This is a genomic window from Chitinophaga sp. RCC_12, assembly GCF_041360695.1.
In the GTDB taxonomy this organism is placed as follows: domain Bacteria; phylum Bacteroidota; class Bacteroidia; order Chitinophagales; family Chitinophagaceae; genus Chitinophaga.
In genome coordinates this window covers 734,890-748,160 of the sequence record NZ_JBFUPS010000003.1, presented here as the reverse complement: position 1 = coordinate 748,160, position 13,271 = coordinate 734,890, and the positions used below count along the sequence as shown (strand labels likewise).

12 protein-coding genes are annotated in these 13,271 nt (G+C 47.1%); 8 read left to right on the top strand and 4 right to left on the bottom strand.

The genetic code is table 11. The features are described 5' to 3' along the window. Positions 1–248: 248 nt before the first annotated feature. Positions 249–1,577 (top strand): adenosylhomocysteinase, encoded by a 1,329-nt coding sequence (gene ahcY / locus AB6805_RS12755; RefSeq protein ID WP_370909803.1) that lies wholly within the window; start codon positions 249–251, stop codon positions 1,575–1,577. A 97-nt stretch (positions 1,578–1,674) separates the two neighbouring features. Continuing rightward, positions 1,675–2,406: a pyridoxine 5'-phosphate synthase gene (locus tag AB6805_RS12750; protein WP_370909802.1), complete on the top strand. Its 732-nt coding sequence runs from the start codon at positions 1,675–1,677 to the stop codon at positions 2,404–2,406. 149 nt (positions 2,407–2,555) lie between these two features. On the opposite strand, the gene lon is transcribed toward AB6805_RS12750, so the two are convergent. The 4 genes from lon to AB6805_RS12730 all read right to left on the bottom strand — a co-directional run bounded on the left by lon (position 2,556) and on the right by AB6805_RS12730 (position 8,222). Continuing rightward, on the bottom strand, positions 2,556–4,958 hold the full coding sequence (gene lon, locus AB6805_RS12745; protein ID WP_370909801.1) for an endopeptidase La: 2,403 nt from the start codon (positions 4,956–4,958) through the stop codon (positions 2,556–2,558). A gap of 223 nt (positions 4,959–5,181) precedes the next feature. Continuing rightward, positions 5,182–5,799 (bottom strand): porin family protein, encoded by a 618-nt coding sequence (locus AB6805_RS12740; protein ID WP_370909800.1) that lies wholly within the window; start codon positions 5,797–5,799, stop codon positions 5,182–5,184. A gap of 113 nt (positions 5,800–5,912) precedes the next feature. Next, on the bottom strand, positions 5,913–6,833 hold the full coding sequence (locus AB6805_RS12735; protein WP_370909799.1) for a hypothetical protein: 921 nt from the start codon (positions 6,831–6,833) through the stop codon (positions 5,913–5,915). A 123-nt stretch (positions 6,834–6,956) separates the two neighbouring features. Then, positions 6,957–8,222, bottom strand: coding sequence for a metallophosphoesterase (locus AB6805_RS12730; RefSeq protein WP_370909798.1), 1,266 nt, complete (start codon positions 8,220–8,222; stop codon positions 6,957–6,959). Between the two features lie 344 nt (positions 8,223–8,566). Here AB6805_RS12730 and AB6805_RS12725 point away from each other — a divergent pair, with 344 nt between their 5' ends. The 6 genes from AB6805_RS12725 (at position 8,567) to AB6805_RS12700 (ending at position 13,069) form a co-directional block, all read left to right on the top strand. Continuing rightward, complete coding sequence (locus AB6805_RS12725; RefSeq protein WP_370909797.1) at positions 8,567–9,247, top strand: metal-dependent hydrolase; 681 nt, start codon at positions 8,567–8,569, stop codon at positions 9,245–9,247. 67 nt (positions 9,248–9,314) lie between these two features. Next, on the top strand, positions 9,315–10,136 hold the full coding sequence (locus AB6805_RS12720; RefSeq protein WP_370909796.1) for a ParA family protein: 822 nt from the start codon (positions 9,315–9,317) through the stop codon (positions 10,134–10,136). Then, positions 10,120–11,037, top strand: coding sequence for a ParB/RepB/Spo0J family partition protein (locus AB6805_RS12715; protein WP_370909795.1), 918 nt, complete (start codon positions 10,120–10,122; stop codon positions 11,035–11,037). Before AB6805_RS12720 ends, AB6805_RS12715 begins: the two co-directional genes overlap by 17 nt. 61 nt (positions 11,038–11,098) lie before the next feature. Next, positions 11,099–11,737 carry a DUF5683 domain-containing protein gene (locus tag AB6805_RS12710; protein ID WP_370909794.1) on the top strand — a complete coding sequence of 213 codons (639 nt, stop codon included), beginning with the start codon at positions 11,099–11,101 and terminating at the stop codon, positions 11,735–11,737. Positions 11,738–11,778: 41 nt separating this feature from the next. After that, positions 11,779–12,498 (top strand): 4-hydroxy-tetrahydrodipicolinate reductase, encoded by a 720-nt coding sequence (gene dapB, locus AB6805_RS12705; RefSeq protein WP_370909793.1) that lies wholly within the window; start codon positions 11,779–11,781, stop codon positions 12,496–12,498. Positions 12,499–12,649: 151 nt separating this feature from the next. Continuing rightward, entirely contained in the window at positions 12,650–13,069 is a 420-nt protein-coding gene (locus AB6805_RS12700) for an Rrf2 family transcriptional regulator (RefSeq protein ID WP_142683316.1), read from the top strand. Positions 13,070–13,271 lie beyond the last annotated feature (202 nt).

Genomic DNA, 13,271 nt, shown 5'->3' with positions numbered 1-13,271 from the left:
ATGATTTTTATAATTATGCTATACCCTTCCATTTGTCACACATCCCTAAACAATTAAATATAAAATCATATATTTTAATTAGCAAATCTATAATAATATTTATATTAAATCAAATTAATTTATCTAACCATAAGTGAGAGGGCCGGAAACAGTGATTAACAAATTTTTAGGGTAGATAACGCCTTATATATGCGATGCGGTTATGTTAAAAGTTAAAATAACCATAGATTTGCAAAAAACAATTCAGAATGTCAACAATTGCAAAATCAAACATTGACTTTAGCCTCGGATACAAGGTAAAAGACATGTCTCTCGCGGCCTGGGGTCGTAAAGAGATAGAACTGGCAGAAGCCGAAATGCCCGGACTGATGTCACTGAGAGAAGAATATGGTAACAGCAAACCATTGCAAGGTGCACGTGTTGCTGGTTGTTTGCATATGACTATCCAAACTGCCGTATTAATAGAAACCCTGGTAGCCCTCGGTGCTGAGGTGCGCTGGAGCTCCTGCAATATTTTCTCTACGCAGGACCACGCCGCCGCTGCTATCGCCGCCGCAAGGGTACCCGTATTTGCCTGGAAAGGTCTGAATGAAGCAGACTTCGACTGGTGTATTGAACAAACCCTGTTCTTTGGCAGCCCCGACCGTCCGCTGAATATGATCCTGGACGATGGTGGTGACCTGACCAACATGGTGTTCGACAAATACCCTGAGCTGATCCAGCATATCAAAGGACTGAGTGAAGAAACCACTACCGGTGTTCACCGCTTATACGACCGCATGAAAGCTGGTACTTTACCAATGCCTGCGATCAATATCAACGACTCCGTTACCAAATCCAAATTCGATAACAAATACGGTTGCCGCGAATCCTGCGTAGATGCGATCCGTCGCGCTACAGATGTGATGATTGCCGGTAAAGTAGCTGTTGTTGCCGGTTTTGGCGACGTAGGTAAAGGTTCCGCTGAATCACTGAGAGGTGCAGGCGCCCGCGTTATCGTTACTGAAATTGACCCTATCTGCGCTTTACAGGCCGCCATGGAAGGTTATGAAGTAAAGAAAATGAACGACGCCGTTAAAGAAGCCGATATCATCGTAACCACCACCGGTTGCCGCGATATCATCACCGGCGAACACTTCAAACTGATGAAAGATAAATGCATCGTTTCCAATATCGGTCACTTCGATATCGAAATCGATGTAGCCTGGTTAAACAAAAACTACGGCAACACCAAAGTTGAAATCAAACCACAGGTAGATAAATACACCATCGATGGTAAAGATATCATCCTGCTGGCAGAAGGCCGCCTGGTAAACCTCGGTTGCGCTACCGGCCACCCTTCTTTCGTAATGAGTAACTCCTTCACCAACCAGGTACTGGCTCAGCTGGAATTGTGGCTCCACTCAGAAAACTACGAAAACAAAGTATACGTACTGCCTAAACACCTGGATGAAAAAGTTGCCCGTCTCCACCTGAAAAAAGTAGGCGTGGAACTGGATGTACTGACCACCGCACAATCTGAATACCTCGGTATTCCGGCAGAAGGTCCATTCAAACCAGACTACTACAGATACTAGTTTTTTACGACTAACAAATACAAATGCAGCGGAGAAGAAGTCACTACTTTTTCTTCGCTGCATTTTTTGTAAAAGCTAAAAGCCGTAATTTTGCCACATGACAAAGCTGAGTGTAAACATCAACAAGTTTGCTACCCTGCGCAACGCACGTGGAGGCAATCTACCGGATATATTAAAAGTGGCCCAGGATTGTGAACGCTTCGGCGCCGACGGCATCACCGTTCACCCCCGCCCCGATGAACGCCATATCCGCTACCAGGATGTAAGAGACCTGAAACCACTGGTCACCACAGAGTTCAATATCGAAGGATACCCTTCCCAGGACTTTATGGACCTCGTACTGGCGGTTAAACCTCACCAATGCACACTGGTCCCCGATCCGCCGGATGCCATCACCTCCAACACCGGATGGGATACCATCGCACACCAGTCGCAACTGAAAGACGTGATCTCCACCCTCAAAAAAGCAGGGATCAGGGTCTCCATCTTCCTCAATGCAGATGTTACAAAAGTAGAAGGCGCTAAAACCGCCGGCGCCGACCGCATAGAACTCTATACCGGTCCTTACGCAGAAGAATATACGAACGCGCGCACACAGCCGCAAAACCTGCAGCTGTTCAACGACTATAAAAACACCGCAAGAGAAGCCACCGCTATTGGCCTGGACCTTAACGCCGGCCACGACCTCAACCTCGATAACCTCCGCTTCTTTAAACTGCACATACCACAGCTGAAAGAAGTATCCATCGGCCATGCACTCGTGGCAGATGCACTCTACTTCGGCCTGGAAAATACCATCCAGCTGTATAAAAGACAACTGGCCGACTAACTTACACAAAACAATAAAGCCATTCCGTATTATTGGAATGGCTTTATCAACCCTTAAAACAATCAACATGAAGTTCATAACGGGGTCACAACAAAACCGGTATGAACAGTATATAGTTTGCCGTCATGACTGACAGCAATGTTACACACTTACTTCTTTAATAACGCTATTTCCAGCACTTGGTTCATTTGCTTCACATAATGAAACTTCATCCCCTTAATATAAGATGGATTGATCTCCTTAATATCTTTTTCATTTTGCCAGCAAAGAATAATTTCACGGATACCTGCCCTTTTGGCGGCCAGTATCTTTTCCTTAATACCACCTACCGGTAACACCTGTCCGCGAAGCGTGATCTCACCCGTCATAGCCAGGTAGGATTTTACTCTCCGGCCTGTAAATACAGAAGCCAACGCTGTAAGCATCGTGATGCCCGCACTCGGACCATCCTTTGGAACAGCGCCCTCCGGCACATGCACATGCACACTCTTCTGCGTAAACTTCTTCGGATCAATACCCGCTTCCTCTGCATGGGATTGCAGATAAGTCAGCGCTGTAACAGCCGACTCCTTCATCACATTACCCAGGTTGCCTGTCAGCTTCAGATCACCCTTACCCTCGCTCAAACTGCTTTCTATAAACAGGATATCCCCGCCTACATAGGTCCAGGCAAGCCCCACCGCTACTCCCGGCGGATTACCTACCTTATAGATTTCATTGGAATAACGGGGTTTACCCAATATCTTCTGAAGCCCCTCTTCGGTTAACGCATCCGGTAATTTCTCATCCATCGCCACCTGCTTCGCCAGGTTGCGCATAATAGCGGCAAACTGCCGGTCAAGCTCACGCACCCCGCTCTCACGGGTGTAATCGGCAATCAATTGCTCTATCACCGTATTGCTGATCTTTACCTTCGTATCCTTCAAACCATGTGCATCCTTTTGCTTGGGCAACAGGTGCCTCTTGGCAATCTCTACTTTTTCTTCAATGGAATACCCGCTCAGATCAATGATCTCCAGCCTGTCGCGCAACGCCGGGTGAATAGAACTGATACTATTGGCGGTAGCAATGAACAACACCTTGCTCAGGTCGTACTCCAGCTCCAGGTAATTGTCGTAGAAAGTAGCATTCTGCTCAGGGTCCAGTACCTCCAGCAATGCGGAACTCGGATCGCCGCGCATATCGTTACCGATCTTATCAATTTCATCGAGGATCATCACTGGGTTCGATGATTTGATTTTGCGGATCGACTGTACCACCCTGCCCGGCATCGCGCCGATATAGGTTTTACGGTGCCCGCGGATCTCACTTTCATCGTGCAAACCACCCAGGCTCAGGCGAACATATTTACGGCCAACAGCGTTGGCAATAGATCGGCCCAGGGAAGTTTTACCAATACCCGGAGGACCTACGAAACACAGGATGGGCGACTTCATATCCCCCTTCAGTTTCAGCACTGCCAGGTATTCCAGGATGCGCTCCTTTATTTTCTCCATGCCATAATGGTCATGGTCCAGTATCTTCTTCGCCTTCTTCAGATCATAGCTATCCGTGGTATACTCGCCCCAGGGCAGGTCCAGCAACAGATCCAGGTGATTGTACACCACACTGTAATCCGGTGTGCTCGGATGCATACGCTCCAGTTTCTCAATCCCCTTCGCAAAAGCTTCCGCAGCGGCAGCCGGCCATTTCTTTTCTTCGGCCTTGCGCTTCATTTCCTTCAGCTCCCGGTCGTTGGCATCTCCACCCAGTTCTTCCTTGATCGACTTCATCTGCTGCTGCAGGAAATAATCCCGCTGCTGCTTGTCCAGGTCGGCCTTGGTTTTGTTGGTAATTTTATTCTTGAGCTCTGCCAGCTGCAATTCTGTTTGCAACAGCTTCATCAGCAATTCTGCACGGGTACGCAGGTTATTGATCTCCAGTAACTGCTGCTTCTCTTTCAAATCTGAATTCAGGTTGGAAGAAACAAAATGCACCAGGAAAGAAGGATTCTCAATGTTCTTTAAAATGATGCTTGCTTCTGAAGGCAGGTTGGGAGAAAGCTGGATGATCTGTGCTGCCAGGTCTTTGATGGAAGATATATACGCTTCAAATTCTGAATCGTCTTCCGCCGCTTCATCGTGCAATACACTGATCCTGGCTTTGAAATAGGGATCTTCCGTCACTATTTCATCTATCTTAAAGCGCTTGCGGCCCTGTATGATGATAGTGGTGCCACCATCAGGCATTTTAATGAGCTTTACAATACGCGCCACGGTACCCACTTCACTCAGATCCGCCACACCCGGATCTTCTATCGTACTGTCCTTCTGCGCTACCACCCCGATCGACTTGTCGGTTTTGTAGGCGTCATTGACCGCTTTTATGGATTTATCCCGGCCCACCGTAATCGGCAGCACAACACCCGGAAATAATACTGTATTTCGTAATGGTAATAATGCCAGTTCATCGGGAATCTTTTCATCCTCTTGTCCTTCCCCGTCTTCATTCAAAGGGATAATAGGCATGAACTCCATTTCATCTTCCGAATTTCCTAAATAAAATCTGTTCATCTGAGATATTTAAAGCCTCATGAGGACATTCTGTCATACAACCAGGCAAAAGTCCTCGTTTTTTTATGTATCCCTATATAGTCAAGTTTGATGCCAAGTGACGCTCTGGCAGGAACGGAAGAACGCGCAACAGTGTTCCTTTTATCACAAAAAAAGCAGCAAAGTTAAAGTATACACTTTAATCTTTGCTGCTTCATCAAAAGTTAACGCTGAACGCGGGAAACTAGAAGGATACGCCTACACCCAGCTGGATGCTCTGGTTTTTCCAGTTGCTGGTGTTAGCTACATCTTTGTAATTGTTTACGTCATTAAAGCCAATCACATAACGTGCACTCACATTAACAATTGGCAGTTGCAGCCACAAACCGGCTACACCGGAAATGTCGCCGCCTTTAAATGCTTCATTGGCAGCGCCCAATACTTTTTTATCACTCACCAATGCGCTGAACTGAGGTCCTACCTGTAGTTTCAAACGCGGTGTTCCCAGGTCAATGTTGGCCAGCAAAGGAATACTCAGGTAGCTCATAGTAATCTTCTTACCATTATCTTCCAGGTTTCCAGTATTATAAATTTCACTGAAATCGTCTGTAGTTTTTGTTTTGGTAGAAGAGAAGATCAACTCACCCTGAACCCCGAATCCTTTCACCAGATTCACCTGGGCAAACCCACCGATGTGATAACCTAACTTAAATCCATCCTGAAAACCGGTACCATCAAGCTTTCCAAGATTAGCACCCCCCTTCACACCAAAGCGAAGGAATTTCGTTTGTGCATTAACAGTTGACACGGTTGAAACAGCAGCTATCATCAGCACTGCTACGGCGAAAAACAGTTTTTTCATAAATCTATGTATTGTTAGTAATGGTTAAAATATAGACGTCCGGAGTAAAAAATACCCCTATGTTGTAATTACATTTCCAGTAATTACAAATTCCGTGCTATTTGTTAATAAAATCAAAAACTGTATAAAATACGGGCCGTGAAGTAACTCATAATACCCTGGTCTGTACCGGTTAAGGGCTTAAAAACCGTATAGGAAGGCGCCAGGTTTATCCGCCCGATAAAATAGGATACATTCATGGAAACATCTATTGCGCGGGGTTCAAATTCGGTGTGATCTTCAAAATTAAGCTCGCCACCGGGAGCGCTCCCGGGAGGGTTGCGGAGCTTCACCATATGGGGCGACCGGCTGATATATTGAAATGCTTTGAGATTACTGTAATAGTTAGCCGTTCCCAGCGTCATGTTCACAGAAGGCGTCACCATCAGTACATCAAACCGGCCCACCACGCCGGAAAAAATAAAAGGATGCCTTACAGACGCTATCACATTGAAATCATTGCCATGCAGCGTTTCTTTGGTATATAAGCCCTCCGATACGTGCTTTCCCCAGCCGTAATCCAGGCTCAAGCCGGGTTGCAGCCACCACTTCCGGTAATAGAAGTAGGCGAAAATTTCATTCTTGATCGGGGTGGAAGGCACATCTGAAGAATCGGCGAAAATATATTTTGTATAAGAGATACCGGTAAGAAAGTTCCTGTTTTTCGTATAGTCGTAACCGGCCGTGAAGTCCCATTCAAACCAGGGCTTATTTACCGAGTTAAAAAGATAATACGCGCTAACGCCGGCATACAGGCCGCTTTTGTGATAATAACTTAAAGAAGGTGCGATGAATGTTTTTAAAACGAGGGGATATTCAAAGTTAGCTACTTTACTGCCATAAGCAGGATTGTTCCCATACCCGATACCAGCCACTACTTCGCTTTTCTGCTGTTTCTGCAACAGCGAATCCAGCTGTCGCTCCAGCTCTGCCAGGCTTTGTCCCGATGCTACACGGCTACATAACAACAGGAAGGTAAAGAAGTATAGGCGCATGTTTTAAAAAGTACGTCGCTGCAAGATAAGCGTAAATCACTTTCATTTAACCCGGCATCCGCGAACAGGACGAATGTGTGGTTAAACAATGCTTTTCTGTCGGTCAATGCGCACAATACCTTCTTATACCAGGTCGATCACCGTAATTTCCGGCAAAATACCCACTCTTCCTGGATAGCCAAGAAACCCGAAGCCCCTGTTTACATACAGGAACTGTTCGCCCTTCTTATATAACCCGGCCCACTCTTTATAAAAATATTGGGCAGGACTCCATTTCAAACCGGGTATCTCCACACCAAACTGCATACCGTGGGTATGGCCCGCCAGCATCAGGGCAATGTCGGGATACTCGGTACGCACCTGCGCATCCCAGTGGGTGGGGTCGTGCGACAGCAAAATTTTAAACGGAATATGTTCCGCTCCTTCGTAAGCCCTTTTCAGATCGCCGTAACGGGGAAAACGTTTGATGGCGCTCCAGTTTTCAATACCAATCAGCGCAATCTGCTCACCGTTGCGGTCCAGCACCACGTTCTCATTCATCATCAGCTTCCAGCCCAGCTTGCCATGCACCGCTTTCAACTCCTCCAGGTTCTGGTGCTGCAATGCGCTGTAGCCATTGGCGTTTTTATCCGGCCAGGGGTAATAATCGCCGTAGTCGTGGTTACCCAGGGTGGAATACACGCCCATCGGGGCTTTCACTTCACGGAATACATCCAGCCATTCTGCCATTTCCACCGCCCGGTCGTTGACCAGGTCGCCGGTAAACAGCACCAGGTCGGCCTTCTGGTCATTGATCATTTTAATCCCCTTCATAACCGCTTCCCGGTTAGCAAAGCTGCCGGAATGGATATCAGAGATCTGCACAATCCGCAATCCCTTAAAAGAGGCCGGCAATTGCTTAAAGGCCATTTTTATTTTATGTACCCGGTAGTTGTATTTATTGGAGAAGCCGTACAGCAGCGTGCCAAAAAAAGCGCCGCCGGTGATGAGTCCCAGCCGGTTAATAAACTGTGAACGCGATAATCCGCCCGCTGCCGGGCTTACAGCCGTTGCAGGCGCACTGCTGAATTTGCGGATCAGCCACAGTACCCCTCTTCGGATATCATCTATCAGCAGGAACACGGTCACCAGCAGCTTTGCCAGCACCAGGCCCATGAAAATAGCCATCAGGTAGGATTTCAGCGTAGGCGACCAGTTATGCCAGTTGATATACGGCAACAACGCTATCATCACCACACAACTGAGAGATATAAACCAGTAAATGGAATAAGTGATATTCCTTACTTTGGGAGTAGACATATACACCATGGCCCTGATGGCCTGGAAAACGTAAATATCCAGCAACAGCAGGAAAACAATGAGTATGACGGAATTCAGTCCGGGTCGCATTATAGAAATTTAATATAGATACGTAATAATGAAGCAATTTAACACAACTTACCGGGTCTGAAAAGTTAAAACCGGTGCTTGTAATTATACTAGACGAATAACAACGGGAAGAATTGTATGTTTTATTTTTTTTTACCCCGTTAACAGGTTACGGGGCTTGTTCTGCGAACACTTTGTGTATAAATAAATATACTACAGCGCCCGAATTTTAGGTAATCGTTGTATTTTTGTCCGATTACGCTACTTTTAATAGAGTTACTTTTAAATATAAGGTGTAGATTAATCACGGATGAGGGAGAGCAGATTTCCCCGAAGTTGTCGTGATGTATTCAAATGGATTGATTATGAAGTATACTTGCTATGGACATTCCTGTTTTGCGGTGGAGATTATGGGGAAAAAGATCCTTTTTGATCCTTTCATCACCCATAATGAACTGGCGGCTAAGGTGGATATCCATGCCATAACGGCGGACTATATTTTTGTTTCCCACGGACATGAAGATCATACGGCCGACCTGGTAGACCTGGCAAAACGGACAAATGCAACAGTAGTATCCAATTTTGAAATTGCCACCTGGGCAGGTAAACAAGGAATCGAAAAGGTACATCCCATGAATACCGGCGGAAAATGGAAGTTTGATTTTGGTACGGTAAAATGCGTGGTAGCACAACATTCCAGCAGTTTACCCGATGGAACCTACGGCGGCAATCCCATGGGTTTTATATTTATGACGGAAGAAGGGAATTTTTATTATGCCGGCGATACCGCACTCACCGTGGATATGGAGCTGATACCAGCTGTTACTTCCCTGGATTTTGCAGTACTGCCAATTGGCGATAACTTCACCATGGGCATCGAAGATGCCATTGCGGCCGCTGAAATGATAGAATGTGAGAAGATAATAGGGGTACACTACAACACTTTCGGCTACGTTAAGATTGACACAGACGAAGCAAAGATGCAGTTTATTGATGCCGGGCTTGAACTGTTACTGCCTGAAATAGGCAGTACTATAGAGGTTTGAGGAAGAAGTGATCATAGCTGATTTATCCTTTATCCTATAAATAACCTTTGATTTTTTAAATTACACAATGGCTAGAATAATCGCAATCGCTAACCAAAAAGGTGGCGTAGGAAAAACTACAAGTGCAATAAACCTGGCAAGCAGCCTGGCTGTGCTGGAATTTAAGACACTGCTGGTTGACGCCGACCCGCAGGCAAACAGCACCACAGGGCTGGGTTTCGACCTGCGCAATGTGCAGCAGAGCCTGTACGATTGTATGGTGAATGACGTGCTGGCCAAAGACGTTATCCTGGAATCTGATACTCCCAACCTGAAGGTATTGCCTTCCCATATAGACCTCGTAGGTGCAGAACTGGAACTCATCAACCATCCCAACAGGGAAAGGGTGATGAAACAGGTGATCGATACCGTGGAAGCGGACTACGACTTCGTTATTGTTGACTGCTCCCCTTCCCTCGGCCTTATCACCGTAAATGCCCTCGTGGCGTCCAACTCGGTGATCATACCCGTGCAATGCGAATTTTTTGCACTCGAAGGACTCGGCAAACTGCTCAACACCATCAAAATTGTACAAAGCCGGCTGAATATAGAACTGGAAATTGAAGGCATCCTGATGACCATGTACGATGGCCGTCTGCGCCTCAGCAACCAGGTAGTGGATGAAGTAAAACAACATTTCGAAGAAAGTGTGTTCAACACCATCATCCACCGCAATACCAAACTGGGAGAAGCTCCCAGCTTCGGCAAATCCGTTATTATGTATGATGCAGCCAGCACAGGTGCGATTAACTATCTCAACCTGGCCAAGGAAATCCTGCAGAAACATAATTTCACCAAAATTAAATCTAAAGACAAAATCCTAGCTATTAACGATGACCAATCCAAGTAAGAAAGAGGCGTTAGGCAAGGGCATCCGCTCACTGCTTCAAAACATGGATACAGATCTGAAGCAAACTGCCGGCGCCCTGGGTGATAAGGTAGTAGCTGCTGCTACCGGTATTGAACGCATATCACTGGATCTGATTGCCACCAATCCGAAACAGCCGCGTCGTGACTTTGATGAGGTTTCTTTACAGGAGCTAAGCCAGTCGATCAAGCTGCACGATGTTATCCAACCCATCACCGTATCCAGGATCAGCGCCAAAAAATTCCAGCTGGTCGCCGGTGAACGGCGCCTGAGAGCCAGCAAACTTGCCGGCCTCAAAGATATTCCCGCTTATATCCGCCAGGTAAACGACCAGGAACTCCTGGAACTCGCCCTGCTGGAAAACCTGCAACGGGAAAACCTCAACGCCATTGAAGTTGGACTCAGCTATAAAAGACTCATGGATGAATGCAGTCTCACCCAGGAACAGGTGGCCGACCGCATGGGCAAAGAAAGAAGTACCGTTACCAACTATATACGCCTGCTGAAACTGCCCCCGGATATCCAGGTAGCCGTTCGCAACGGCCAGCTCAGCATGGGCCACGCCCGCGTACTTACCGGCGTGGAAAATGTGGAAAACCAACTTTTCCTGTATAACGAAATCCTGAAAAACGGATTGTCAGTACGCCAAACAGAAGAACTGGCCCGCACCATCAATCAGGCCGATAAAAATCATCAGCAAAAAGCTGCCAAAGTAAAACTACCTCCTGCTTTTCAGAAAATACAGGACAAACTGGCCACTCACTTCTCTACCAAAGTAAAACTGGACAGGGGAAAAAGCGGTAAAGGCAGCATCTTAATTGAATTCTATTCGGATGAAGAGCTGGATAGTATCCTCGAAAAAATAGATATATACGGTGGCTAATAAGGCGCATTACATATTTCATTCACTACGATACTCTTTGTTGTTTTTAATCGCGGTTGTAATGGCAGCGCCATTGCACGCGCAGCAGGATACCCTGCGCCCGGTGGCCAAAACAATGGATACGCTCATCCGGCCCATCCCTGCTCCAGGTACGGATACCGTGAAAGCCAATAAAGCCATCTTCACCGACAGCGCCTATATTCCCGATTCCAAACTCCCCCACAGCCCGCGTAAAGCAGCCCTTTACTCCGCCGTGGTGCCAGGTCTGGGACAGGCATATAACAGGGAATACTGGAAAATTCCGCTCGCATACGCCGCCATCGGCACCTGCGTGTATTTCTTCGTGGATAATATGAAGACCTACAAACTGTACCGGGATGCCTACCGCCTCCGCGTAGACGGCAACCCGGATACAAACGACACCAGCCCGGATACGAAACCTTATGATACGGAATCACTGAAGCTGGGCCGCGACCAGTTCCGGCAGTATGTGGACTATTCCGTGTTGTTCTTCATCCTGGCCTATGGCGTAAACATTATAGACGCTACGGTATTCGCACACCTCCGCAACTTTGATATGTCAGACGACCTGAGTATGCGCGTGTCTCCCACACTGATCAACAACCGTACACTGGGCATCGGCATCAACATTTCCATCGGCGGCAAAAAGACCAAAAGCCGGTACTTTGCCGGCCGCTGATCATCATTAATACATCCACTTAAATACAACTTGCAAGGGTCATGAAAATAGCGCTCATCGGATATGGTAAAATGGGACAGGCAATAGATGCTATTGCCACTGCCAAAGGACATGAGATAATACTCCGGGTAGACGTCAACAGCAAACACCTGCTGGAAAAAGAACACCTCGGCCAGGCAGATGTAGCCATCGAGTTTACCACCCCTGAAACAGCTTACCACAACATCGTAAAGTGCTTCGAGGCAAATGTGCCCGTAGTATCCGGTACCACCGGCTGGCTCGATAAACTGCCGGAAATAAAAGCGCTTTGCCTGGAAAAAAACCAGGCTTTCCTCCACGCCACCAATTTCAGCATCGGCGTAAATATTTTCTTTGAACTGAATAAGAAACTGGCGGCCCTCATGGCCAGCCAGCCACAATACAACGTACAGATGGAAGAAATCCATCATACCCATAAAAAGGATGCGCCAAGCGGTACCGCCATTACACTGGCAGAACAGGTGCTGGCCTCCCTGCCCCGTAAAACCGGCTGGGTAAACGAAGAAAGCAACCAACCGGAAGCCCTTCCCATCATCTCTAAAAGGATTGATCCGGCGCCGGGTACACACACCGTAAATTACACCTCCGCGATCGACGATATTACCATCACCCACACCGCCCATTCCCGTGAAGGCTTTGCAGCCGGCGCAGTAGTAGCGGCAGAATGGCTGAAAGGTAAAACCGGCGTATTCACCATGCGGGATGTATTAAATTTAGGATAGCAGCAGCTAAACGCATTAGCCGCCGGATACCGCTCCGGTGGCTAAAAGCCAGCCACTCACTGCTGGCAGCTAAAAACTGCTTATCTTTGCAGGAATATAAAGTGTGCACGGCACTATTAGTTCATCCGTGGAGGGATGCAAAAAAGTCAGTATGTTATCGAAAAAAACGCAATACGCATTTCACGCATTAGTACACCTGGCAGAGAACGTAGATAAAGGCCCCATCCTTATATCTGAAATTGCACAGGAAAAAAATATCTCTATCAAATTCCTGGAAAATATTTTGCTGGAATTGAAGAATGCCGGCATCCTCGGCAGTAAAAAAGGAAAAGGTGGCGGTTATTACCTCATGCGACCTCCAAAAGAGATCGCACTGGCCAAAATCATCCGCCTGCTCGATGGACCCATTGCGCTGCTTCCCTGCGTAAGCCTCAATTACTACGAACGCTGCGAAAACTGCCGCGATGAAGCCGTTTGCGGCCTCAACGAAGTAATGGGCCGGGTAAGGGACTCCGCCCTGAAAATCCTCGAGAACAAAACTTTGAAAGACATTCTGACCCGGAACAGCTAATCAGGGTGTAAAATATCCGAGCCGGCCAAAACGCCGGCTTTTCCGCTACAGTAGCAGGTTTCAGGATCAAGTCCACCTCCCCTCCAGGTCACCTCCGGGTTTACAGCACGGATACTCCCAGTGTAAAGCCACTCCTATCCCAGTCCACAGCGGATATGCCCCCAGTTTACAGCACATATAAGCTACTTCTTTTCTCCGTCCA